This window comes from Pseudomonas sichuanensis (genome assembly GCF_024749065.1).
In the GTDB taxonomy this organism is placed as follows: domain Bacteria; phylum Pseudomonadota; class Gammaproteobacteria; order Pseudomonadales; family Pseudomonadaceae; genus Aquipseudomonas; species Aquipseudomonas sichuanensis.
On record NZ_CP087185.1, the window covers coordinates 1,221,256 to 1,244,458 of the forward strand.

Annotated in this window: 19 protein-coding genes; 5 read left to right on the top strand and 14 right to left on the bottom strand. The window is 64.4% G+C overall.

Annotation, left to right across the window (positions count from 1 at the left end; translation table 11 throughout):
• Positions 1 to 23 precede the first annotated feature (23 nt).
• Positions 24 to 437 carry an NUDIX hydrolase gene (locus tag LOY51_RS05670; RefSeq protein WP_125462837.1) on the top strand — a complete coding sequence of 138 codons (414 nt, stop codon included), beginning with the start codon at positions 24 to 26 and terminating at the stop codon, positions 435 to 437.
• Here the strand turns inward: LOY51_RS05670 and metR are convergent.
• Positions 421 to 1,338, bottom strand: coding sequence for a transcriptional regulator MetR (metR, locus tag LOY51_RS05675; protein WP_125462838.1), 918 nt, complete (start codon positions 1,336 to 1,338; stop codon positions 421 to 423). The two genes, LOY51_RS05670 and metR, sit on opposite strands and share 17 nt — an antisense overlap.
• A gap of 196 nt (positions 1,339 to 1,534) precedes the next feature.
• Between metR and LOY51_RS05680 the strand changes: the two genes are divergently transcribed.
• Positions 1,535 to 2,530 carry an alpha/beta fold hydrolase gene (locus LOY51_RS05680; protein WP_258645163.1) on the top strand — a complete coding sequence of 332 codons (996 nt, stop codon included), beginning with the start codon at positions 1,535 to 1,537 and terminating at the stop codon, positions 2,528 to 2,530.
• A gap of 94 nt (positions 2,531 to 2,624) precedes the next feature.
• Here LOY51_RS05680 and LOY51_RS05685 read toward each other — a convergent pair whose 3' ends face one another.
• The 7 genes from LOY51_RS05685 to LOY51_RS05715 form a co-directional block, all read right to left on the bottom strand.
• Positions 2,625 to 2,960, bottom strand: a complete 336-nt coding sequence (locus tag LOY51_RS05685) for a GlpM family protein (RefSeq protein WP_125462840.1) — start codon at positions 2,958 to 2,960, stop codon at positions 2,625 to 2,627.
• A gap of 26 nt (positions 2,961 to 2,986) precedes the next feature.
• The gene (gene aauR, locus LOY51_RS05690; RefSeq protein WP_125462841.1) at positions 2,987 to 4,315 is read right to left on the bottom strand and encodes a two-component response regulator AauR; all 1,329 of its coding nucleotides are present in this window, start codon (positions 4,313 to 4,315) and stop codon (positions 2,987 to 2,989) included.
• A 13-nt stretch (positions 4,316 to 4,328) separates the two neighbouring features.
• A complete protein-coding gene (aauS, locus tag LOY51_RS05695; protein ID WP_125857622.1) occupies positions 4,329 to 6,233 on the bottom strand; it encodes a two-component sensor histidine kinase AauS in 1,905 nt (634 codons plus the stop codon).
• Positions 6,234 to 6,291: 58 nt separating this feature from the next.
• The gene (locus LOY51_RS05700; RefSeq protein WP_110995129.1) at positions 6,292 to 7,026 is read right to left on the bottom strand and encodes an amino acid ABC transporter ATP-binding protein; all 735 of its coding nucleotides are present in this window, start codon (positions 7,024 to 7,026) and stop codon (positions 6,292 to 6,294) included.
• Complete coding sequence (locus LOY51_RS05705) at positions 7,023 to 7,694, bottom strand: amino acid ABC transporter permease (protein WP_125462843.1); 672 nt, start codon at positions 7,692 to 7,694, stop codon at positions 7,023 to 7,025. Before LOY51_RS05705 ends, LOY51_RS05700 begins: the two co-directional genes overlap by 4 nt.
• The gene (locus tag LOY51_RS05710) at positions 7,695 to 8,441 is read right to left on the bottom strand and encodes an amino acid ABC transporter permease (RefSeq protein ID WP_125462844.1); all 747 of its coding nucleotides are present in this window, start codon (positions 8,439 to 8,441) and stop codon (positions 7,695 to 7,697) included. It lies immediately after the preceding gene.
• A gap of 147 nt (positions 8,442 to 8,588) precedes the next feature.
• Positions 8,589 to 9,506, bottom strand: coding sequence for a glutamate/aspartate ABC transporter substrate-binding protein (locus tag LOY51_RS05715; RefSeq protein WP_125462845.1), 918 nt, complete (start codon positions 9,504 to 9,506; stop codon positions 8,589 to 8,591).
• Between the two features lie 323 nt (positions 9,507 to 9,829).
• Here LOY51_RS05715 and LOY51_RS05720 point away from each other — a divergent pair, with 323 nt between their 5' ends.
• On the top strand, positions 9,830 to 14,155 hold the full coding sequence (locus LOY51_RS05720; protein ID WP_258645167.1) for an NEL-type E3 ubiquitin ligase domain-containing protein: 4,326 nt from the start codon (positions 9,830 to 9,832) through the stop codon (positions 14,153 to 14,155).
• A gap of 68 nt (positions 14,156 to 14,223) precedes the next feature.
• Here LOY51_RS05720 and glpD read toward each other — a convergent pair whose 3' ends face one another.
• The 4 genes from glpD to LOY51_RS05740 form a co-directional block, all read right to left on the bottom strand.
• Positions 14,224 to 15,756, bottom strand: coding sequence for a glycerol-3-phosphate dehydrogenase (glpD, locus tag LOY51_RS05725; protein ID WP_125857624.1), 1,533 nt, complete (start codon positions 15,754 to 15,756; stop codon positions 14,224 to 14,226).
• A gap of 183 nt (positions 15,757 to 15,939) precedes the next feature.
• Complete coding sequence (gene glpR, locus LOY51_RS05730; protein ID WP_110995134.1) at positions 15,940 to 16,695, bottom strand: DNA-binding transcriptional repressor GlpR; 756 nt, start codon at positions 16,693 to 16,695, stop codon at positions 15,940 to 15,942.
• A 136-nt stretch (positions 16,696 to 16,831) separates the two neighbouring features.
• Positions 16,832 to 18,331 (bottom strand): glycerol kinase GlpK, encoded by a 1,500-nt coding sequence (glpK, locus tag LOY51_RS05735; RefSeq protein WP_110995135.1) that lies wholly within the window; start codon positions 18,329 to 18,331, stop codon positions 16,832 to 16,834.
• Between the two features lie 66 nt (positions 18,332 to 18,397).
• Positions 18,398 to 19,249 (bottom strand): MIP/aquaporin family protein, encoded by an 852-nt coding sequence (locus LOY51_RS05740; RefSeq protein WP_125462848.1) that lies wholly within the window; start codon positions 19,247 to 19,249, stop codon positions 18,398 to 18,400.
• 305 nt (positions 19,250 to 19,554) lie between these two features.
• On the opposite strand from LOY51_RS05740, the gene ybaK reads away from it, so the two are divergent.
• Positions 19,555 to 20,025: a Cys-tRNA(Pro) deacylase gene (gene ybaK / locus LOY51_RS05745; RefSeq protein ID WP_110995137.1), complete on the top strand. Its 471-nt coding sequence runs from the start codon at positions 19,555 to 19,557 to the stop codon at positions 20,023 to 20,025.
• 99 nt (positions 20,026 to 20,124) lie between these two features.
• Entirely contained in the window at positions 20,125 to 20,904 is a 780-nt protein-coding gene (locus LOY51_RS05750; protein WP_258645171.1) for a PhzF family phenazine biosynthesis protein, read from the top strand.
• Between the two features lie 259 nt (positions 20,905 to 21,163).
• Here LOY51_RS05750 and LOY51_RS05755 read toward each other — a convergent pair whose 3' ends face one another.
• Both LOY51_RS05755 and argF read right to left on the bottom strand, forming a co-directional pair.
• Positions 21,164 to 22,273, bottom strand: coding sequence for an ABC transporter ATP-binding protein (locus LOY51_RS05755; protein ID WP_125857625.1), 1,110 nt, complete (start codon positions 22,271 to 22,273; stop codon positions 21,164 to 21,166).
• Positions 22,270 to 23,190, bottom strand: a complete 921-nt coding sequence (argF, locus tag LOY51_RS05760; RefSeq protein WP_125462851.1) for an ornithine carbamoyltransferase — start codon at positions 23,188 to 23,190, stop codon at positions 22,270 to 22,272. Before argF ends, LOY51_RS05755 begins: the two co-directional genes overlap by 4 nt.
• Positions 23,191 to 23,203: the final 13 nt, after the last annotated feature.

Consider the following 23,203-nt stretch of genomic DNA (forward strand, 5'->3'; position numbering starts at 1 on the left):
CCCGACCCTCCGCGAGCCGCCCCATGCCCAACACCATCCACATCGCCGCCGCCCTGTTGCTCGACCCGCAAGGCCGTACCCTGCTGGTGCGCAAGCGCGGCACCCTGGCCTTCATGCAGCCGGGCGGCAAGATCGATGCGGGGGAGTCAGCGGCCCAGGCGCTGGCGCGTGAGCTTCACGAAGAGCTGGGGCTGCGCATCGACCCGGCACAGGCCACGCACCTGGGCAGTTTCAGCGCCCCGGCCGCCAATGAGCCAGGCTTTGTGGTCAAGGCCGAGCTGTTCCGTGTCGACAGCGCCGAGGCCGTGACCCCGGCGGCGGAAATCGAAGAAGTGCTGTGGCTGGCTGCCGGCGACACGCCAGGCCTGAGCCTGGCGCCGCTGACCCGCGACCTGATCCTGCCGCTGTGGCGCCAAGGCCTCAACGCACCGCGCTGACCCCGTCGAGGGTGGCGAACGAAGTGTCCTTGGCGGTCAGCAGGAAGTCGCGCATGTACGGCGCATCGAGCATGTCGGTGCGCACCGCCGCGTACAGCGTGGCGAACAGGCCTTTTTCACCCAGGCGCTTGCCCTTCACGTAACCGCGCGAGCTGTATTCGTGCAGCGCCCAGTGCGGCATGCCGCATACACCACGGCCGCTGGCCACCAGCTGCATCATCATTACCGTCAGCTCCGAGGTGCGCACCGCGGCCGGTTCCATGTCGGCCGGCTCGAGGAAGCGGGTGAAGATGTCCAGGCGGTCGCGCTCCACCGGGTAGGTGATCAGGGTCTGGTCGAGCAGGTCCTGGGGCACGATGTAGGGCTTGCTGGCCAGCGGGTGCTGGTTGGCCACCGCGAGCATGGCTTCGTAGGTGAACAGCGGTACGTAGGTGATGCCGGCCAGGTCCAGCGGGTCGGAGGTCACCACCAGGTCGAGGTCGCCGCGGGCCAGGGCCGGCAAGGGGGCGAAGGCGAAGCCTGAGGCCAGGTCCAGCTCCACTTCCGGCCAGGCGTCGCGGAACTGGTCGATGGTCGGCATCAGCCACTGGAAGCAGCTGTGGCACTCGATGGCCATGTGCAGGCGCCCGGCGGTGCCGCCGGCCAGCCGGGCGATATCGCGCTCGGCGCCGCGCAGCAGCGGCAGGGTGGCGTCGGCCAGTTGCAGCAAACGCAGGCCGGCGCTGGTGAAGCGGATCGGCTTGGTCTTGCGCACGAACAGCGGCAGGCCCAGGCGTTCCTCCAGCTCCTTGAACTGGTGCGACAGCGCCGATTGCGTCAGGTGCAGGCGCTCGGCGGCCTCCACCAGGCTGTCGGCCTCGCGCAGGGCATGAAGGGTTTTCAGGTGACGGATTTCCAGCACAAGGGCTCCGTGAACAATCTTTGAGGAAAACGGGATGGCGTTGAGTTTCCCTCATGTTGCCCTGGCCTGTCGACCGCCGCTTGGCAATGACCGCTGGGCAAGGTTCATGAAACTGTCACGGTTTTGTGGCAGCGCGAGCGAATGGATTTCATCAGACTCGCGCTCTACTGGGGATCTGCATTCTGGTGTTTTTTTCATGCGGGCTTTTTTACTTTTCTTCCTTCTGCTGATTAGCGCTTCGGCGAGCTTCGCCGACGACCGCTGCAACCCACAGGTGCCGGTGCAACGTGCCGAGCTGGGCGAGCTGAGCCTGGTCTACCAGAGCGTCGGCGCACCGCGGGATCCGGCGTTATTGCTGGTCATGGGCCTGGGCGGGCAGTTGATCCACTGGCCGGACGACGTGGTCGAGGCGCTGTGCCGCCAGGGCTTTCGGGTGATCCGCTACGACAACCGCGATGTCGGCCTGTCGCGCTGGAACCAGCTGCCGGGCTCGGCCAACCTCACCCTCGAAGTGCTGCGCTACAAACTGGGCCTGCCGGTATCGGCGCCCTACAGCCTGACCGACATGGCCGGTGACGGCCTGCACCTGATGGACGCGCTGCAGATCCGCCAGTTCCATGTGCTGGGGGTGAGCATGGGCGGGATGATCGCCCAGCACCTCGCGGCCATGGCGCCGGAGCGGGTACGCAGCCTGACGCTGGTGATGTCCAGCTCGGGCGCGGCCGGCTTGCCGGCACCAAATCCGGCGCTGGTGCAGCTGCTGGCGCGGCGCAATGCACCGAACCGTGCGGTGGCGATCGAGCAGCAGGCTGACCTGCTGGCGGCCCTGGGCAGCCCGCAGGTGAAGGATGATCGCGCGGTGTTGCTCCAGCAGGCGGCGCAGGCCTATGACCGGGCGTTCAACCCCGAGGGCGTGAAGCGCCAGATCATGGCGATTCTCGCCGAGCCGAGCCGGGTCGAGCTATTGAATCAACTGCGGGTGCCGACGCTGGTGGTGCATGGCACCGCCGACCCGCTGCTGCCGGTGATGCATGGGGTGCACCTGGCGGCGCATATCCAGGGCAGTGAGTTGCGCTTGATACCGGGGCTGGCGCATCGCTTCCAGGAGCCGTTCAAGCAGCCGCTGCTGGGGGCGGTGCTGCCTTACCTGCAGTCGCATCGGCAGGATGTGACGCATATCGCCGGGCTCTAGAACCTATCGCGGGGCAAGCCCGCTCCCACGCAATAGGCCTGTGGGCAATGCACTGCGTGGGAGCGGGCTTGCCCCGCGATGCCAGTTCGAGCCTTCAGTGCATTCGCACCCACACGCTCACCAGCACCGTCGCCGCCATCAGCCAGGCCACCGTGGCCAGCGCCAGTGACGCCTCCAGGCGCATGCGGTCAACCAGCACATACAAGGTCGCCAGGTAAACGAAGTACGGAATGATCGACCACATCCCGAACAGGATGGTGGTCTTCAGATCGTCCACCGAGCGCCCCTTGCCAACGATGTAATGGGCGATCAGGGCGAAGGTGGGGAACAGCGGCACCAGCCCTGCGATGTAGTAGTTGCGGGTCTTCGACAGGATGGCCAGCAGCACCACCACGCCGGCGCCCAGGGCCGCTTTGAATACCAGGTCCACGTTGTCTTCCAGGTTGAGGTTGCCGATCAGCCGAGGCCGTATTTCTTCACTTTGTCGAACAGTGTGGTCTTGGCCATGCCCAGCTCCTGGCTGGCCTGGCTGAGGTTGCCGCCGGTGCGCTGCAGGGCGTCGCTGAGCAGGTTGCGCTCGAACGCCTCGACCGCCTCGGAAAAGCCCAGGCCCTGGCTGGCGCCGCCGCTGGGGCCCTTCTTGAACGCCGGCAGGCCCAGGGCATGGCGTTCGGCGACGTTGCGTAGTTCGCGCACGTTGCCTGGCCAGTCGTGGGCCATCAGTTGCGACAGGGTCTGGCTGTCGAGCTGTGGCGCCTCACGGTCGAAGCGCAGCGCCGACTGCTGCAGGAAGTGCTCGAACAGCTGCAGGATGTCTTCGCGGCGCTCGCGCAGGGGCGGCAGCTCCAGGGTCACCACGTTGAGGCGGTAATACAGGTCGCTGCGGAACTGGCCGCTCTGGCCGAGGGCGTCGAGGTCGGACTTGGTGGCGGCGATCACCCGGCAGTCCACCGGGATGCTCTGGTTCGAGCCCAGGCGCTCCAGAGTGCGCTCCTGCAGCACGCGCAGCAGCTTGATCTGCAGGTTGATCGGCATGCTCTCCACTTCATCGAGGAACAGCGTGCCGCCATTGGCGTGCTCGATCTTGCCGATGCGCCGTTTGCCGGCGCCGGTGAAGGCGTTGGCCTCATGGCCGAAAATCTCGCTTTCGAATAGGTTCTCCGGCAGGCCGCCGCAGTTCAGCGCCACGAACGGCTGGCCCTGGCGCCGGCTGAAGTCGTGCAGGCAGCGGGCGACCAGCTCTTTGCCGGTGCCGGTCTCGCCTTCGATCAGCACGTTGGCCGAGGTGTCGGCAACGTTGGCGATCAGTTCGCGCAGGTGCTCCATGGCCGGCGAGCGGCCAATGATCCGGCCTTCCAGGCTGCTCTGTTCGACCAGTTGGCGGCGCAGGGCGACCACCTCCCGGGACAGGCCGCGCTGCTCCAGCGCGCGGCGGACCACGTCGACCAGGCGCTCGGGCGAGAAGGGTTTTTCCATGAAATCGTAGGCGCCGTTGCGCATGGCGCCGACCGCCATGTCGATATCACCGTGGCCGGTGATCAGCACCACTGGCAGGCTGCGGTCGCGGGCCTTGAGGCGGTTGAGCAGCTCCAGGCCATCGATGCCCGGCAGGCGGATATCGCTGACGACGATGCCGGCGAAATCGTCGCCGATGCGTTCCAGTGCCTGCTCGGCGCTGCCGACGCCTTCGCAGGCGATGTCCTCGAGGGCCAGCGCCTGCTGGCAGCCGAGCAGCACATGGGGATCGTCTTCGACGATCAAGACCGTCAAGGGTGCTTGGTTCATAGGGACCCTTCGTTCATGGGAGCTCTGCGGATTCGGTGGGGGGCGTGGCCAGGGGCAAGGCGAGGACGAACGCAGTGCCGCCACCGGCGGGGTGTTCGACGCTCAGGGTGCCCTTGGCGGCGGTGGCCAGGCTGGCCGACAGGGTAAGGCCAAGGCCCAGGCCATGCTCGCCCGGTTTGGTGGTGAAGAACGGTTCGAACAGGTGCTTGCGCGCTTCCGGGTCGATGCCGTGGCCGTTGTCGCGTACCCACAGGCGGTACTTGTCGCCCTGGGCTTCGCCTTCCAGCCACAGCTGCGGCAGCGGTTGGGTGGCCATGGCGTCCAGGGCGTTGCCGATCAGGTTGACCAGGATCTGTTCCAGGCGGGTCTGGTCGATGGCCAGCTGCTGGTCGTCGAACTGGCGGTGCAACTGCAGATGGCAGGCACTGATGCGGTTGCCCAGCACCTGCAGGGTGGCCTCGACGGCCTTTTCCAGCGAGGCCTGACCGCGGTCGTCGCCGCGCCGGGCGAACGAGCGCAGGCTGGCGGTGATGCGGCCCATGCGGTCGATCAGGTCGTTCATGGTGCGCAGGTTGGCGCTGGCGGTTTCCAGTGCGCCGCGTTCAAGGAAGCGCACGGTGTTGCCCGACAGCGTGCGCAGGGCCGCCAGGGGCTGGTTGAGCTCATGGGCGATGCTGGTGGACATCTGGCCGATGGCCGCCAGCTTGCCGGCCTGTACCAGCTCGTCCTGGGCCTGGCGCAGGGTCTGTTCGGCGTGGCGGCGTTCGCGGATCTGGCCTTTGAGGCGTTCGTTGCTGGCACGCAGGTCGGCGGTGCGCTCGGTGATCTTGCGCTCCAGGTGGCTGTTGGCTTCTTCCAGCGCCTCGCGAGCAGCCAGGCGGGTGGCGATCACCTTGCGTCGTTCGTTCCAGGCTATGGCCAGGATCGCCAGCAGGGCGAATGCCACGCCGACCAGGATGCCCTGCACCATGGATTCGCGGCGCAGGTCCTGCAGCGGGGTGAGCAGGGTGAAGTGCCAGGGGGTGTCGACCAGGCGTCGGGTCTGGGCCAGGTAGGTCACCTCGTGGGGCTTGCCGTGGGCGGTTTCGCTGTTGGCCGGGAAGGTCAGTTTCTCCACGCCATCGGCCAGGGTTTCGCGGGCCAGCGGTTGCAGCTCGTTGAGCGGCCACCAGTAGTACTGCAGGCTGCGCGCCAGGCGTTCCTTGATCTGCGGGTTCAGCGGGCGGACCGACTTGAGGCGCCGGGCCGGGTCGCTGGAGAGGATGATGATGCCGTTCTCGTCGCTGACGAAGGCTTCCAGGCGGGCGCGTTGCCAGCGCTCTTCGAGGGTGTCCAGGCGGACCTTGATCACTGCCACGCCGATGATCTTGCCGTGTTCTTCCAGGCCATGGGCCAGGTAATAGCCGGCCTCGCCGGTGGTGCTGCCGATGCCGTAGAAACGCCCGGGCTCGCCGCGCACGGCGGTCTGGAAGTAGGCACGGAACGCCAGGTCTTCGCCGAGGAAGGAATCGGCGTCGCGCCAGTTGCTGGTGGCCTGCACCCGGCCGTTGGTGTCGAGGACGAAGATCGCCCGGCTGCGGCTGCGCCGGTTCAGGCCTTCGAGGTATTCGTTGACGGCCTGGCGATCACCGGCTTCGGGGTCGGTGAGCAGGCGCGAGACGCTGTCTTCAAGCTCCAGCAGGCTGGGCAGGTAGGTGTACTTGCTGATTTCGCTTTCGACCGTGCGCGCATGCAGTTCCAGCGCGCGCTCGCCGCTTTCGCTGAGGGTGCGGATGCCGTTGCTCTCGCTGATCAGATAGCCAGCCATGCCCAGACCGACCATCAGCAGGATGACCAGGGGCGGTAGCAGCAATTGACGGATCAGGCGGGATTTCACGGCAGGCTGGGCAGGGCGAAGGAGCGAAGGGTCGCATTTCATCACAGTGGCCTTGTCACGACCAGCGTCCGCTGCCGGGCAGGCAGCGGACGTGGCTCACTCAGTGTTGCAGGATCTTGCTGAGGAAGTGCTGGGTGCGCTCGTGGCGGCCTTGCGGGTTGCCGAAGAAGTCTTCCTTCTGGCAGTCCTCGATGATGTTGCCTTTGTCCATGAAGATCACCCGGTTGGCGACCTTGCGGGCGAAGCCCATCTCGTGGGTGACGCACATCATGGTCATGCCTTCGTGGGCCAGCTCGACCATGACGTCGAGCACTTCGTTGACCATTTCCGGGTCCAGCGCCGAGGTCGGTTCGTCGAACAGCATGACGATCGGGTCCATCGACAGGGCGCGGGCGATCGCCACGCGCTGCTGCTGGCCGCCGGACAGCTGGCCGGGGTGCTTCTTGGCGTGGGCCCCCAGGCCGACGCGGTCAAGCAGGGCCAGGCCCTTCTTGGTGGCTTCCGCCTCGCTGCGGCCGAGTACCTTGCGCTGGGCGATGGTCAGGTTCTCGGTGATCGACAGGTGCGGGAACAGCTCGAAGTGCTGGAACACCATGCCGACCCGCGAACGCAGTTTGGGCAGGTTGGTCTTGGGGTCGGCGATGGAGGTGCCGTCGACCACGATGTCGCCTTTCTGGAACGGCTCCAGCGCGTTGACGCACTTGATCAGCGTGGACTTGCCCGAGCCCGACGGGCCGCAGACCACCACCACTTCACCTTTCTTGACCTCGGTGCTGCAGTCGGTCAGCACCTGGAAGTCGCCGTACCACTTGTTGACGTTCTTGATGGAAATCATACGGTGATCCTTTTTTGCAGGCGCTTGACCAGCCAGGAAGCGGAGAAGCTGATGAGGAAATAGACGACACCGGCGAAGATCAGGAACTCATGGGAGCGCCCGATGATGTCGCCGTTGGAGCGCGCCGAGTTGAGGAAGTCGATCAGGCCCACGGTGTACACCAGCGAGGTGTCCTGGAACAGGATGATGCTCTGCTGCAGCAGCAGCGGGGTCATCTTGCGGAACGCCTGGGGCAGGATGATCAGGCGCATGCATTGGCCATAGCTCATGCCCAGTGCCTGCGCGGCGCCCATCTGGCCCTTGGAGATCGACTGCACGCCGGCCCGCACGATTTCGCAGAAGTAGGCCGCCTCGAACATCATGAAGGCCACGACGCAGGAGGTGAACGCGCCCACCGGGGTGTCTTCGCCGGTGATCCAGCGCAGCACGAAAGGCACCGCCAGGTAGAACCAGGTGATGACCAGCAGCAGCGGGATGGAGCGGAAGTAGTTGACGTAGGCGCCGGCGAAGTTCGACAGCAGCTTGCTCGACGACAGACGCATCAGGGCGAGGATCGTGCCCAGCGCGATACCGCCGACCACACCCATCACCATCAGTTGCAGGGTCAGGACCATGCCATCCCACAGGGCGGGCAGGGCCGGGATGATTTCGCTGAAATCCATGTCCATTTACTTGCCCCCCACGGAGATCAGGCCAGGTACCGAGACTTTCTTCTCGACCATGCGCATGAGCAGCATCAGGCCCATGTTCAGGGTGAAGTAGATCAATGTGGCGAGGGTGAACGCTTCGAACAGGTTGGCGGAGAATTCGGCGGTCTGCTTGGTCTGTGCCAGCAGCTCCATCAGGCCGATCAGCGACGCTACCGAAGAGTTCTTGAACACGTTCAGGAATTCCGAGGTGAGCGGCGGAATGATGATCCGGTAGGCCTGGGGCAGCAGCACGTTCATGTAGATCTGCGACAGGCTGAAGCCCATTGCGCGCCCGGCCGATTCCTGGCCACGCGGCAGCGCCTGGATACCGGTGCGCACCTGTTCGCAGACACGGGCGGCGGTGAACAGGCCGAGGCAGATGACCACGCTGATCAGTGCCGAGGTGGTCGGGTTGAGGTCCTGCTTGAACCACTCCTGCAGGCCTTCGGGCAGCAGGTCGGGCACCAGGAAGTACCAGATGAACAGTTGCACCAGCAGCGGTACGTTACGGAACAGCTCGACGTAGGCGGTGGCAATCCCTGACACCAGGCGGTTAGGCACAGTGCGCATGACGCCGAGCAGCGAGCCCAGCAGCAGCGCGATGATCCAGGCGGAGACAGCGATGGCGATGGTCCAGCCCAGGCCGGTGATGTACCAGTCCAGATAGGTTTCGCTGCCCACGCCGGTGGACTTGAAGAACACGCCCCAGTCCCAGTTGTAATTCATCGGGATTTCCCCTCAGACGGTTGTTTCACGGGCACCTTGATACATCCGGGGGCGTTCGACGCCCTCGGATGTAAAGGTTAGACACTAAAAAGTGGCCTGTCGGATCGAAACGTGCGCGTTGCGCACCAGGCCACTAGTTGCCTGGGATCAGGACTTCTTCTCGTCCGCGGCCTTGTCGGTCGGCTCGGCGATCAGCTTCTTCAACTCGTCGCTCATCGGGAAGTTCAGGTTCAGGCCTTTCGGTGGGATCGGCTGCTGGAACCACTTGTCGTAGCTCTTGTTGACCTCACCCGACTTGAAGTAGGCGACGATGGCTTCGTCGACCGCTTTCTTGAAGGCCGGGTCGTCCTTGCGCACCATGCAGCCGTAGATCTCGTACGACTGTGGGGTGCCGGTGATGACCCAGTCGGACGGCTTCTTGGCCTTGGCCATTTCACCGGCGAGCAGGGCGTCGTCCATCATGAAGGCCACGGCGCGGCCGCTTTCGAGCATGTTGAAGGCTTCGCCGTGGTCCTTGGCCGAGATCACGTTCATCTTCATCTGCTTGTCGGCGTTCATCGCCTTGAGGATGCGCTCGGAAGTGGTACCGGCGGTGGTCACCACGTTCTTGCCGGCCAGGTCGGCGAAGTCTTTATAGGAAGGCTGACCGTCTTTGACCTTGGTCAGCAGGCGGGTGCCGACTTCGAAGATGCCCACCGAGAAACCAACCTGTTGCTGGCGCTCGACGTTGTTGGTGGTGGAGCCGCACTCAAGGTCCACGGTGCCGTTCTGCACCAGTGGGATGCGGGTTTGCGAGGTGACGAGGTTGTACTTGACCTTGATGTCGGTGCCCAGTTGCTTCTTCAGGGCGTCGACCACAGCGATCTGGATGTCGTGGGAGAAGCCCACGGGCTCCGGCTTGCCGGCGAGGTAGGAGAACGGGATGGAGGAGTCGCGGTGGCCCAGGGTGATGGTGCCCGAGTCCTTGATCTTCTTCAGGGTGCCGGTCAGCTCTTCGGCCATGACTGGCGATGCGATGACTGCAGCCGCGATAGCGGCGCCCAGCAATTGACGAACGATGCGCATCAAATTTTCCTCGACGTGTTTGTTTTTTTTATGGAGCCGTTGGCGGACTCTTTCGTTCAACGAATACCGCAATGAAGCGGGTGCATTCGGCTACCAAGTGTAGAGCATGAGTCGTGCCAAGCTCTGGCAATGATCATAACGGCGCGAAAACACTGGGGATTAATCTTTTTTGACGGTAATGGATGCTGATGTTTCGTGCGGATTCCCGAATGGATGGTCGGCGACCGTTCGGAAAACCGAATGAATGGCTGGCAAGATCTATTTAACGCCGGCCGGGCGCTGGCTGGTGCTCTGCTGGGGCTTTTGCGCCAGGAGCCCCAGGCATGACCGAAGTTGCCATTACGCCCGATTCAATCGATGCATTCATTGCCAACCGCTTGCCTGCGTGGTTGACCCAGGCAGACGAGTCACGCCTGGTCGCGCTCAACCAGGCCCTGCGCGGGCAACAGGAAAGCGCACATCGGCTTGCGCCCTTGTTCGATGCCATCCCCTCTATGGAGGTTTATGCCGCACCGCTGCTCGAGAAGGCGCTGGAGCAGGCCGGAGCTGGCAAGCTGGATGTTCGCCGCTGCCAGGTGGGTATCAGTCGGGATGTCGAACTACCCACTGCCTCGCCCCATCTGAAGGCGCCGTCTTACATCCATCATTCGACCCAGAGCCTGCTGGCCGCCGCGCTGCACAATTTCCACGAAAGCGAGACACGACCTTCGATCTTTCGTCGTGCCGAACTGACCGATGAGACCGGCAGGCCGCTGGCGTTCGGTTTTGAAGCCTTCGCAATGCTTTGCCGCAAGCTCGACCTGGGGGGCAGCTACCAGGCCCTGCTCAAGTTGACGTTCCAGCCTTCGGGGGAGGGCGGGTCGACTCGTCGTGAAATCGAGCGGCAGATGGAGGAGAACCATCGGGCGCAGTTGGAAGTGGCAGTACGCATGGCCAGGCTCAGGGAGCAGGTCGATGAACAGAGCTATTTCGAATTGCTGGCGGTTTTTGCCGCGAAGCCGGCAGTGCCATCGGCCCCCGGGCAGATCACGGTCCGCCAGCTCTACCTGTTGGGCAAGAAGGTGCGCGGCGTGGTCACTCTTGAGGTCCGCGATGCGCCAGGCGAGCCGCTCAAGGCCGTGATCGCCTGGATTCCGGGAGACCCCCGGCAACCTCTGAGCCGATATGCATCCTGGGAGGCACTTTACCTGGCACTGGGCAAGCGCCTGCGCGACAGCACTGCCAGGATGTTCTTCGGGCGTTTCATCAGCGAACGGGATCGCCCGCTATTCTTCGGGGCGCTCAAGGCGTTGGGCAGGGCTACTGCGGCGGGGGCGGCGCTCGAACTGGACGGGCGCAACCTGGCCATCGATGATTCGCTATTCGTGCATTTGCGCAAACTGCAACTGGAGAAGTTGCTGGACGATGCCCGCGTGCTGGCGGTGCCGACCGGCGATGAAGACGACGTCGACCGACATGCACGCCTGGATGGGATGATTGCAGCTGGTTTCGACTTGCTGGCCTTGGCCGGGCTGTTCATCCCAGTGTTGGGGGAGGTGATGCTGACTGTGACGGCGGTACAGATCGCCGAACAGGTCTACGAGGGTTATCAGGATTGGCAGATCGGTGATCGCCAGGGCGCGTTGGACCATCTGTTCACCGTGGCGCAGAACCTGGCGGTCGGGGTCGTGGTGGGCAAGGCAGGGTCCGCCGCCGTGGGGCTCACACGGCGCCTGCCGTTCGTGGATGGGCTGATGCCGGTGCGTACCGGCACGGGGGCGACCCGGCTCGCCAGCGAGCGACTCGAGGCCTATCAGCTGGAAGACCAGGACACGGCAGTTGGGCATCAGGTACGCGTGGCGGATGGCTGGCGCCTGCGCTTGCCCGATGGGGCCTACCAGGTGAGCCGATCGGCAGAGGGCGGCCAATGGCGCATCCAGCATCCCCGGCGCAGCACAGCCCATGCGCCCAGGCTTGAGCACAACGGCAGCGGGAGCTGGCGCCATGAGCTGGAGCAGCCACAACGCTGGCAAGGTGTTGGCCTGTTGTTGCGTCGCCTGGATCGCCGATTGGCGAGCGTGCCGAACGCTACCGCTCAGATGCTGGCCGAGGTGACAGGCCTGGACGAGGGGCGTCTTCGCCAATTGCACCTGGAAAACGCCCCGCCCCCCGCACGGCTGCTCGACGCTTTCGAGCGCCATGAGTTGCACCGACAGTACCCGGCCCTGCGCGGTGAGGCTTTCGATGGTTACCTGGCCGACCGTGAGCGAGTGCCGAGCCGTTCGGCCAGCCTTTTGCGTCGGGATTTCCCAGGGCTGAGCGTTTCCGTGGCCGAGGAAATCGTCGCGCAGGCCAGCAGCGGGCAGGTCGCCGCAATGCTGGAGCGTGGACGGGTGCCGCTGGCGTTGGCCGAGCGGGCACGCTGGCAGCTGCGGAACAGCCGCCTGGATCGTGCTTGTGCCGGCCTGCGCGGAGCCGAAGCGGTCAACCCTGACTGCGAACGTCTGGCGTTGGGGCTGGTCGAGCGCTTGCTGCCTTGGCCGGCAAGCGTGCGTATCGAGTTGCGCGAAGCCAAGGTCGATGGTGCGTTGCTGGCCTCTCAGGGTAGCGCGCAGGCCAGCACTGTGTTGCGTGTGGTCAAGGCCAAAGGTGGATACACACTGCAGGATGGCCCGGGCGCCGAGCATGCTTCTGACCGTGACAGCCTGTTGCGCGCATTGTGGCTGAGCCTGGATCAAGCGCAGAAAGCGCAGTTGGGGGAGGGCGCCAGCGATGAGCAGATGTTCGTCGATCGCCTGGCCGCCAGCGCCAGTGCCGATCGCGAGCAAGTGGCCAGGGTGATCGGCATGGCGCCTGTCGGGCGCGGCCTGCAACCGCCTCGGCGGTTGGCTGACGGGCGCGTGGGTTACCCGCTCAGTGGTCGGGGTGTGGGCAGCCGGCAGGCGATCCGACGCGGTATTCACCAGATCTTCCCCACGCTCACCGAACTTGAGATGGAAGCCTATGTGCTGGATCTGCTTAGCAGGCGGGTCGACCTGTGGGAGCATTACAGTCTGTTGCAGCGCCAGTTGGGTGAATTGCGCCAGCAGTTGCGCAGGTGGCGTGATGAGGCGGCCAACCCGTTGCAACTGCTTCACCGGCAGCGTGTGGCGGATGTGATTCGACGCAGTTGGCGGCGCAAGCTGGTTGATCTGGCCGGTGACCCGGTGCTGACTGTCGAGGGGGAGCGGGTGGGCAGCCTGCCGATGTTGCCGGCAGGGGTCGATTTTTCTCACGTTCGGCGCCTGGTACTCAGGGATATGGGCCTGGGTGAGGTCGACGCTGATTTTCTGGCACGTTTTCCCAACTTGCTTGAGCTGGACCTGCGAGAGAACGCACTGACTGCGATCCCTGCGGGGATAGAACGCATGACGCGCCTGCGGCAACTGCACCTGGCACGCAATCAGATCAGCCTGGACATGGCAGGCAACGCCCGGCTGATGCCGCTATCGAGCCTGCATACCCTGGACATGAGCCACAATCCTCTGGGGCGCGCCCCTGACCTGGCAGGCCTGCGTCACCTGCGGCGGGTACTGCTGCGTTCGACAGGGCTGGACACCATGCCGGAGCCAGCGCGTCGTCTGTCCTGGCGCGGTTTGGCGGACTTGCGCGACAACAGCATCCGCCAGTTGCGCCTGGAGCTGAACACGCTGCGCCTGCGTCTGGGCCGCCTGAGCCTGCATGACAACCCGCTGAGCGAAGCTGATGAGGTGCTGTTGGAGCAGGCCGCTGGTTCACGTGAGCTGCAGGCGGCACATGCCCCTGTCGATTTCGCCCTGCGCGATTTGTGGTTGGGGCACGAGTACGGTGAGGCCCGCACTCAGCGCCAGGCAATATGGGATGCATTGCAAGCCGAGTCTGATTCGGCCGATCTGTTCCGGTTTCTCGCCGATTTTGCCCAGATCGATGATTTTGACCAATATCCTGAGTACTACCGAAGCCGGGTCTGGCACATTCTTGAGGCATGCCACGCCCATGAATCGTTGCGCATGCGCCTGTTCAGCGAGGCCAGTGGGCCGCGCACCTGTGAAGATCGCCTGTTGCTGACGCTGAGCCAGTTCGAGCTTGCGGTGTTGGCCGAGCAGGCCGTGTTCGAAGGGCCACAGGCTCAGGTGGAAAGGCGGCTTGTGCAGCTAGGGCGCGGCCTGCTTAGGCTCGACGAACTGGATCGTATTGCCGCACGGCATGTGCAGAGCCTGCTGCAGCGCGGTGTCGCCATGGTCGACGAGATAGAAGTACGGCTGTGCTTGCGGGTCAGGCTGGCGCAGGCATTGGGATTACCCGCGCAGCCACCGGCCATGCACTACGAAAGTTTCGCCAATGTCAGCACCAGTGACCTGAGGCGGGCGCAGGCGCAAGTACTTGCTTCGGAGACCCGTGAGCGGGTGGTCGAGTCGTTGGCGCAACGGCCATTCTGGGAACGCTACGTGCGTGAACGCGATCACGAACGCTTCGAAGTGCTGGCCGAGCCTTTTCATCAGCGCCTGGAAGTCATCGAGCAGGGGGTGGAGCAGACCGGTGAGCAGTACTATCTCGAGCAAAGCACGGCGTTGATGGTTGAACTCGAGGGGGTTGAGCGTGAGCTTGTTCGCACCCTGGCCCGCGAAGCCTACGAGCGTTCACATCCGTGAACGCCCCTGGGGACTCACTAGCACTCGCCGAGGTGCCGGGTATCTGCCGTGCGCTGGTTTGCCGCCGTTCAGGCGGCTTGAACCGGCGCACGATCTTGTCGGGTGTGTGCCAGGTAGTCGACCAGCGCCTGTTGCTCGACGGCGCTGGTGAACAGGCCGAGCTTGGTGCGGCGCCAGAGAATGTCATCGGCGTCGACCGCCCACTCCTGGCTGCACAGGTAGTCCACTTCGCGGGTGAACAGGCCACCACCGATGGCCTGGCCCAGGTCCTCGGGGCCATTCACGCCCTCGAGCAGGCGCCAGACGCGACTGCCGTAAGTCACAGCCCAACGCTTGGTGATATCCAGCGGCAGCCAGGCATGGCTGGCCAGCACGGCGTCCACCAGTGCCTGCACGCTGGTCATGCTTTCGCCGCCGGGTAGCGGCGCATCGGCGGTCCAGCTGCCGCGCATCTGGGTGAAGAACGGCTTGAGCTCCGCCATCGCCGACTCGGCCAGCTTGCGGTAGGTGGTGAGCTTGCCGCCGAATACCGACAGCAGTGGCGCTTCACCTGCTGCGGCGGACAGCGCCAGGGTGTAGTCGCGGGTCACTGCCGATGGGTTGTCCGACTCGTCGTTGCACAGCGGGCGCACGCCGGAGTAGGTGTGCAGGATGTCGGCGCGGCTCAGCTGGTGGTTGAAGTGTTCGTTGACCACTTTGAGCAGGTAGTCGGTCTCCTGCTCGGTGATCGCCACCTTGGCCGGGTCGCCGCTGTATTCGCGGTCGGTGGTGCCGATCAGGGTGAAACGCTCCAGATAGGGGATGCAGAAGACGATGCGCTGGTCTTCGTTCTGCAGGATATAGGCGTGCTCGCCTTCGTACAGGCGCGGCACGATCAGGTGGCTGCCCTGGATCAGGCGGATGCCGTAAGGCGCATCGAGCTTGAGATCGTCCTTGATGAAGCTGGCCACCCAGGGGCCGGCGGCGTTGACCAGGGCGCGGGCGCGGATGGTCCGCAGGCTGCCGTCGGCGTGTTGCAGCTCCACTTCCCAGATGCCCTCGACCCGCTCGGCACGCAGGCAACGGGTGCGGGTGTGGATGTGTGCACCTTTTTCGCGGGCGGCCATGGCGTTGACGACCACCAGGCGGGCGTCGTCGACAGCGCAGTCGGCGTATTCGAAACCGCGGGTGATGGCTGGCTTGAGCGGGTAGCCCGGGCCGAAGCGCAGGCTGCGCGAGGCGCCCAGGCGCTTGCGCTTGCCCAGGTGGTCATAGAGGAACAGGCCGGCGCGGATCATCCAGGCCGGGCGCAGGTGTGGCTGGTGCGGCAGGACGAAGCGCATTGGCTTGACGATGTGCGGGGCTTTGGCCAGCAGCACTTCGCGTTCGGCGAGGGCTTCGCGCACCAGGCGGAATTCGTAATGTTCGAGGTAGCGCAGGCCGCCGTGGATCAGCTTGCTGCTGGCCGAGGAGGTGTGCCGGGCCAGGTCGTCCTTTTCACAAAGGAATACCTTCAGGCCGCGCCCGGCGGCGTCTGCCGCGATGCCTACGCCATTGATGCCGCCACCGATCACGGCGAGGTCGTAGCAGTCGAGGGGTTGGGGCGAAACGGGCTGGGACACAGCAAGGCCTCCTGGGCTGTCCATATCGAATATGAACATTGATGTTCGTTTGCGAAAATACTAGCGCAATGAACAGGCGGCCGCCAGTGAGTCTTTATAGAAAAACCTGATCGGATGACAATTAAATGAACATTTACGAACATCGTGCAGGGCCGGCAAGCCGGCGCCTGCAGAAAGGAGGCGTCAGACCACGTCCAGGCGGATCTTGTACTGATTGAGCAGTTGGGTCAGGGCGGGGGTAGGGGCCTGATCGGTCACCAGGCAGTCCACCAGGCTGATCGAGCCAAGGCGGACCATGGCGTTGCGCCCGAACTTGCTGGAGTCTGCTGCGAGGATCACCTGGCGGGCATTGGCGATGATCGCCTGGGACACGCGCACCTCCTGGTAATCGAAGTCCAGCAGGCTGCCGTCCTCGTCGATGCCGCTGATGCCGACCACGGCGAAGTCGACCTTGAACTGGCTGATGAAGTCGACGCTGGCCTGGCCTACCACGCCGCCGTCTCGGCGTACCGTGCCGCCAGCGATCAGCACTTCGAAATCGTCCTTGGCGCCAAGGATCGCCGCCACATGCAGGTTGTTGGTGATGATCTTCAGGTGGTTGTGGTTGAGCAGCGCCCGGGCGATGGATTCGGTGGTGGTGCCGATGTTGATGAACAGCGAGGCATGGTCGGGGATCTGCCGGGCCACGGCTTCGGCAATGCGCTGCTTCTCGTCGCGCATCTGGTCGGCGCGCATGGCGTAGGCGGTGTTCTCGATGCTCGAGTCGTAGGCAGCGCCCCCGTGGTAGCGGCGCAGCAGGTTGGCCTCGGCGAGCTGGTTGATATCGCGGCGGATGGTCTGCGGAGTGACGACGAACAGCTGCGCCATTTCCTCGATGCTGACGTAGCCGCGTTCGCGGACCAGCTCGAGGATTTGTTGTTGGCGTGGAGGCAGATTCATGGGCGGTCCTTGGGGGCAGCCGGAAAAATTCTGCAATGATGCCGGAGGAAGGGGAGTAGGACCAGCTTGGGTTGCTGCGCAAGCAGCCATCGAGGGGCAAGTCGCCGCTGCGACTTGCCCCTCGATGGTTCGATGATCAGGCGTCGTGGTCTTCCCAGTCGCGGGTGCGGTCCACGGCCTTGCGCCAGCCTTTGTACAGCTTCTCTTTCGCCGCTTCATCCAGTTGCGGGCTGAACTCGCGTTCGATGATCGCCTTGTCGCGCAGCTCGTCCAGGCCGCTCCAGAAACCGCAGGCCAGGCCGGCCAGGTAGGCGGCGCCGAGGGCGGTGGTCTCGCGCATTTTCGGGCGTTCTACGCAGGTGCCGAGAATGTCGGCCTGGAACTGCATGAGGAAGTTGTTGGCCACCGCACCGCCATCCACGCGCAGTTCGCTCAGGCGCTGGCCGCAGTCCTGCTGCATGGCATCGAGCACGTCGCGGGTCTGGTAGGCGATCGATTCCAGCGCGGCACGGATGATGTGGTCGACTTTCACGCCGCGGGTCAGGCCGAACAGCGCACCACGGGCATAGGGGTCCCAGTACGGCGCGCCGAGGCCGGTGAAGGCGGGCACCAGGTACACGCCATTGCTGTCCTTGACCTTGCTGGCGAAGTACTCGGTGTCATAGGCGTCGTTGATGATCTTCAGCTCGTCGCGCAGCCACTGCACGGTGGAGCCACCGTTGAACACGGCGCCTTCCAGGGCATAGGCCACTTCGCCGCGCGGGCCGCAGGCGATGGTGGTGAGCAGGCCGTGGGACGAAGCGACCGCCTTGTCGCCGGTGTTCATCAGCAGGAAGCAGCCGGTGCCGTAGGTGTTCTTGGCCTGCCCGGGCTCCACGCACATCTGGCCGAACAGCGCCGATTGCTGGTCGCCAGCGATGCCGGCGATTTTGATGCCGCTCTTGGTCTGGCCATAGACTTCCGACGAAGGGCGCACTTCGGGCAGCATCTGCCGTGGGATGCCGAGGATATCCAGGAGCTTCTCGTCCCACGCCAGGGTATGGATGTTGAACATCAAGGTGCGCGAGGCGTTGGTGTAGTCGGTGACATGCACCTTGCCGCCGGAGAACTTCCAGATCAGCCAGGTATCGATGGTGCCGAACAGCAGCTCGCCGCGCTCGGCGCGCTCGCGAACACCTTCGACGTTGTCGAGGATCCACTTGAGCTTGGTGCCGGAGAAGTAAGGGTCGGTGACCAGGCCGGTGGTTTCGCGGATGTACTGTTCGTGGCCGTCACGTTTGAGCTGGGCGCAGATCTCGGTGCTGCGGCGGCACTGCCAGACAATGGCGTTGTACACCGGACGGCCGGTTTCCTTGTCCCACACCACGGTGGTTTCACGCTGGTTGGTGATGCCGATGGCGGCTACCTGGGCGTGGCTGATACCGGCCTGGGCCAGGGCTTCGACCATGGTCGCGCTTTGGGTGGCGAAGATTTCCATCGGGTCGTGCTCGACCCAGCCGGCCTGCGGGTAGTGCTGGGCGAACTCGCGCTGCGACGTGCCGACCACGTTGGCGTCGCGGTCGAAGATGATGGCCCGAGAACTGGTGGTGCCCTGGTCGAGGGCAATGATGTAGTTCTTGTCCTGGGTGTCTGTCATGTCGATGGCCTTGCAGGAATTAGGAGTGGTTCAGGGCGTGGCGAGCATTGGAGCCCGGCGCTGGCATCAGGAAACCTGGGCATCACCCTGAGGATTATCGTCTGTCTGTGGCTTCTCGGCTTCTGCTGTCGGCAGGTTGCGGGCAATCAGGCCGCGGTACAACGCCGCACCAAGGCTGGCGCCGAGAATCGGTGCGAACACCGGTACCAGGAAATAGGGAATGTCACGCCCGCCGGTAAAGGCGATGTCGCCCCAGCCAGCGAGGAAGGTCATCAGCTTGGGCCCGAAATCGCGCGCCGGGTTCATCGCAAAGCCGGTCAGCGGGCCCATGGCGCTGCCGATCACGGCGATCAGCAGGCCGATCAGCAGCGGCGCGGTGGCGCCACGGGGCAGGCCGTTGTTGTCGTCGGTCAGGGCCATGATCACGGCCATCAGGATGGCGGTGATGATCACTTCGACCAGGAACGCCTGGCCGGTGGACAGCGCCGGGTGCGGGTAGGTGGAGAATACCGAGGCCAGTTCCAGGCTGGCCTGGCTGCCGCGCAACATGGCGTGGGCCTGTTCGAAATCGAAGAACAGGTTGCTGTACAGCGTGTAAACGAGCGCGGCGCCACAGAACGCGCCACACACCTGGGCGAGGATGTAGAACGGCAGTTTGCGTTTGTCGAAGCCGGCGAACAGGGTGAGGGCGATGCTCACGGCCGGGTTCAGGTGCGCGCCGGAAACGCCGGCGGTGAGGTAGATCGCCATGCTCACGCCGACCCCCCAGATGATGCTGATTTCCCACAGGCCGAAGCTGGCGCCGGCAACCTTGAGGGCGGCGACACAGCCTGTGCCGAAGAAGATGAGTAGCGCGGTGCCGAGGAATTCGGCCATGCATTGGGCGGAAAGCGTCGGTTGGCGTAGAGCAGTCGTCATGTATGACCTCGGTTCTTGTTGTTGTGAGGCGTAGTGCGCTCGACAGCAAAAAAGCCCGGAGTCGATCCCCATTGACGCCGGGCGGGTGCAGGGAGTGCACCTTATAGGTGCACCATGTATTCAGAAACGAAAAAATATAGACAAGAAACGCTGATGTCAAAGGTCGAAAGTGAACGGTTGGCCACAAACTGACCGAGAGGCCTGCCTGCGAACCGTTGGCCGCCGCTCTGGCCCGCGGGTGTGCTGGCTGGTCTGGGGGATTTGCCCTACAGTAGCCGGCGACCTGCGATCGACTGGAGCCTTCGATGACCCCCGCCCTGGACCTGCTGAAAAAGGCGCGCGCCGAGTACCGCGTGCACAGTTACGAACATGACCCGAAGACTGCCTCCTATGGCCTGGAAGCGGCCGAGAAGCTTGGCCTTGACCCGCTGCGGGTGTTCAAGACGCTGCTGGCCAGCAGCGAGAAGGGCGAATTGCTGGTGGCGGTGGTGCCGGTGGTCGGTACCCTCGATCTCAAGGCGCTGGCCCATGCGGCGGGGGTGAAGAAGTGCGAAATGGCCGACCCGCAGGCTGCCCAGCGTGCCACGGGCTACCTGGTGGGGGGGATCAGCCCGTTGGGGCAGAAGAAGCGTCTGCGCACCTTCATCGACGAGTCCGCGCAACAACATGAAACCATTCACGTCAGCGCGGGCCGTCGTGGCCTGGAGGTGGAGCTGGCGGCGGCGGTGCTGGCAACCCATACCCAGGGGCAATTCGCCGGGATTGGTCGCGGCTGATCATCTGTATGGTGGTAATTTCCTCGACTCTGTCACTGTTCGGTCCGGGCCCCGTGCGCCATGCTCGGGCCCTTTCCAAAAAGACAGAGGGAGCGTGTCATGCAGTTGCACTTCCATCAGGTCGACGCGTTCAGCGATCGTCCCTTCGCCGGCAACCCCGCCATGGTTTATCACCTGGAGCAGTGGCTCGACGAGGCGCTGATGCAGCAGATCGCCGCCGAGCACAACCTTGCCGAGACCGCGTTCGTGGTGGCCGAGGGTGACGGATATCGCATCCGCTGGTTTACCCCGAGTACCGAAGTACCGCTGTGCGGCCATGCCACCCTGGCCAGCGCTTATGTGCTGTTCGAGGTCTATGGCGAGCAGAAGGCGCGGCTGGACTTCCAGAGCCAGTCAGGGCCACTGAGCGTCAGCCGTGAAGGGGATCGCTTGTGGCTGGACTTCCCGCGCATTGATTCGCAGCCGGTGGCCAAGCCTTTGCCGGTTGCCGAGGCGTTGGGCTGCGAGGTGCTGGAAGTGCGCCAGAGCAAGGAGCTGTTCGTGGTGTTGCCGTCGGAGCAGGCGGTGCGTGATTGCACGCCGGACATGGCTGCGGTGGCGCGTCTGCCCGGGCTTGGCGTGATTGTGACGGCGCCCGGCGCCAGGCATGACTTCGTATCGCGCTATTTCGCCCCGGCTATCGGCATCCCCGAAGACCCGGTCACCGGTTCCACCCATTGCCTGCTCATCCCGTACTGGGCCGAACGCCTTGGTAAAACCGAGTTGAGTGCGTTCCAGTGCTCGGCCAGGGGCGGTGAGCTGTCATGCAGGCTGGAAGGTGAGCGGGTGAAGATCGGTGGGCAGGCTCGGCGGGTGGCCAGTGGCACGTTGATGCTGTGATTGTCGCGGGGCAAGCCAGGGCACCGAACCGCAGCTCCCACGTTGGTCGTGGGAGCAACTGCCTGGCTGCGCGATCCACATGACTTATTGATCGAGCCGGGACCTGTGGGAGCGGCTTTAGCCGCGAACACCGGCAAAGCCGGTGCCATCCACCGCGTCGCCTGTTTCGCGGGTAAACCCGCTCCCACAGGCAGAGTACAGGTCTTGAGTTCGGCTCGGTCGGGTGCGCGCTGACTTGTCCTGCGATGTTCTGGGTGCCTCAGAGCGCCGAGCTGACGCGGCGCACGCCGTTCTCCTGGCGTGGCAGCTGCGCGGCTACGCTGCCGGGTACCGGGAACAGCACCAGGTGGTCGGCCGCCACGGCGATGCCGATTTCCTGGCCTACCTGATGGTCGATGTGGCTGGGGAAGATCGCTTCGAGCTGGCTGCCGGTGGGCAACTGCAGGCGATACAGGGTGGAAGCGCCGAGGAAGCTCTTGCCGACAATTTGCGCCCGCAATTTGCCGTCGGGCGCATGGATGATGTCATCCGGGCGCAGCAACACGTCCACCGAGCTGCCCGTGGCCATGGTGTAGGCGCGATTGCCCCGCAGTTCGCCGAGTTCGGTGGTCACCGCTTCATGGCTGCTCATCTGGCCGCGAATGAAGTAACCCTGGCCAATGAAGCTGGCAACGAAGGGGGTTTGTGGCTCGTGGTAGAGGTTGTAGGGGGTATCCCACTGCTCCAGGCGGCCTTCCTTGAACACGCCAACGTGATCACTGACGGCGAAGGCTTCTTCCTGGTCGTGGGTGACCAGGATGGCGCTGGTGCCACGGCTCTTGAGGATGTCGCGCACCTCGTGGCTGAGGCGCCTGCGCAACTCGACGTCGAGGTTGGAGAACGGCTCGTCGAGCAGCAGCAGTTGTGGCTCCGGCGCCAGTGCGCGGGCCAGTGCGACCCGCTGTTGCTGGCCGCCGGACAACTCGTGCGGGTAGCGCCCGCCGAGGCCGCCCAGCTTGACCAGTTCGAGCATCTCCTCGACCACAGCCGCCTGTTGCGGGTGCTTGCCAATGCCGAAGGCGATGTTCTGCGCCACGGTCAGGTGGGGGAACAGCGCGTAGTCCTGGAACACCATGCCGATCCGGCGTTTCTCCGGAGCCAGGGTGAAGCCTGCACGGGAGATGACCTCGCCGGCCAGCTGGATCTCGCCTTCATGCACCGGCTCGAAACCGGCGATGGCGCGCAGCGTGGTGGTCTTGCCGCACCCGGAGGAGCCCAGCAGGCAACCGATGTCGCCTGCGTTCAGGTGCAGATTGAGGTTCTGGACGATGCGCTGCTCGCCGTAGCCGCAGGCGAGGTCGCGCAGGTTGAGCAGTAGGGGTTGACTCATGCGTGGTGGTAAGCCGGTTCTACAAGGAATTCGAGAAGGGCCTTCTGCGCATGCAGGCGGTTCTCAGCCTGGTCCCAGGCGACCGAACGGGGGTCGTCGAGCAGGTCCTGGCTGATTTCCTCGCCACGGTGGGCGGGCAGGCAGTGCATGAACAGGGCATCGGGTGCCGCCAGGTCGAGCAGTGCGCGGTTGACCTGGTAAGGCGCGAAGTGCGCCAGGCGCCGTGCAGTTTCCTCTTCCTGGCCCATGGAAGTCCAGACGTCCGTGGTCACCAGGTGGGCGCCGCGTACGGCTTCCTTGGGGTCACGGATGATCTGCACGCGGTCACCGCCCAATTGCAGGAAGCGTGGATCGGGGTCATAACCCTCGGGGCAGGCGATGCGCAGCTGGAAGTCGAACTGGCGAGCGGCTTCGATGTACGAGTTGCACATGTTGAAGCCATCGCCGATCCAGGCCACGGTCTTGCCCTGGATCGAGCCACGGTGTTCAAGGAAGGTCTGCATGTCGGCCAGCAACTGGCAGGGGTGCGACTCGTCGGACAGGCCGTTGATCAGCGGCACCCGCGAATGGGCGGCGAATTCGGTGAGGGTGCTGTGGGCGTGGGTGCGGATCATCACCGCATCGACCATGCTCGACAACACGATGGCGCTGTCGGCAATCGGCTCGCCGCGGCCCAGCTGGGTGTCACGCGGCGACAGGAAGATGGCCTGGCCGCCGAGCTGGATCATGCCCGCCTCGAACGACACCCGGGTACGGGTCGAGGATTTTTCGAAGATCATCCCCAGCACGCGGTTCTTCAGGGGCTCGAACAGCACGCCACGCTTGCGCAGGTCCTTCAGCTCGATGCCTCGGCGGATCACACCGAGCAATTCGTCGGTGGTGAAATCCAGCAGGGAGAGAAAGTGCCTAGCGCTCATGATTGACTACCTT

Excerpts from the sequence above, each read along its gene's own strand:
- LOY51_RS05670 (WP_125462837.1), top strand. The coding sequence starts at position 24 with ATGCCCAACACCATCCACATCGCCGCCGCCCTGTTGCTCGACCCGCAA.
- LOY51_RS05680 (WP_258645163.1), top strand. The coding sequence starts at position 1,535 with ATGCGGGCTTTTTTACTTTTCTTCCTTCTGCTGATTAGCGCTTCGGCG.
- aauR (WP_125462841.1), bottom strand. The coding sequence starts at position 4,315 with ATGAACCAAGCACCCTTGACGGTCTTGATCGTCGAAGACGATCCCCAT.
- aauS (WP_125857622.1), bottom strand. The coding sequence starts at position 6,233 with ATGAAATGCGACCCTTCGCTCCTTCGCCCTGCCCAGCCTGCCGTGAAA.
- LOY51_RS05700 (WP_110995129.1), bottom strand. The coding sequence starts at position 7,026 with ATGATTTCCATCAAGAACGTCAACAAGTGGTACGGCGACTTCCAGGTG.
- LOY51_RS05705 (WP_125462843.1), bottom strand. The coding sequence starts at position 7,694 with ATGGACATGGATTTCAGCGAAATCATCCCGGCCCTGCCCGCCCTGTGG.
- LOY51_RS05710 (WP_125462844.1), bottom strand. The coding sequence starts at position 8,441 with ATGAATTACAACTGGGACTGGGGCGTGTTCTTCAAGTCCACCGGCGTG.
- LOY51_RS05715 (WP_125462845.1), bottom strand. The coding sequence starts at position 9,506 with ATGCGCATCGTTCGTCAATTGCTGGGCGCCGCTATCGCGGCTGCAGTC.
- LOY51_RS05720 (WP_258645167.1), top strand. The coding sequence starts at position 9,830 with ATGACCGAAGTTGCCATTACGCCCGATTCAATCGATGCATTCATTGCC.
- glpR (WP_110995134.1), bottom strand. The coding sequence starts at position 16,695 with ATGAATCTGCCTCCACGCCAACAACAAATCCTCGAGCTGGTCCGCGAA.
- glpK (WP_110995135.1), bottom strand. The coding sequence starts at position 18,331 with ATGACAGACACCCAGGACAAGAACTACATCATTGCCCTCGACCAGGGC.
- LOY51_RS05740 (WP_125462848.1), bottom strand. The coding sequence starts at position 19,249 with ATGACGACTGCTCTACGCCAACCGACGCTTTCCGCCCAATGCATGGCC.
- ybaK (WP_110995137.1), top strand. The coding sequence starts at position 19,555 with ATGACCCCCGCCCTGGACCTGCTGAAAAAGGCGCGCGCCGAGTACCGC.
- LOY51_RS05750 (WP_258645171.1), top strand. The coding sequence starts at position 20,125 with ATGCAGTTGCACTTCCATCAGGTCGACGCGTTCAGCGATCGTCCCTTC.
- LOY51_RS05755 (WP_125857625.1), bottom strand. The coding sequence starts at position 22,273 with ATGAGTCAACCCCTACTGCTCAACCTGCGCGACCTCGCCTGCGGCTAC.
- argF (WP_125462851.1), bottom strand. The coding sequence starts at position 23,190 with ATGAGCGCTAGGCACTTTCTCTCCCTGCTGGATTTCACCACCGACGAA.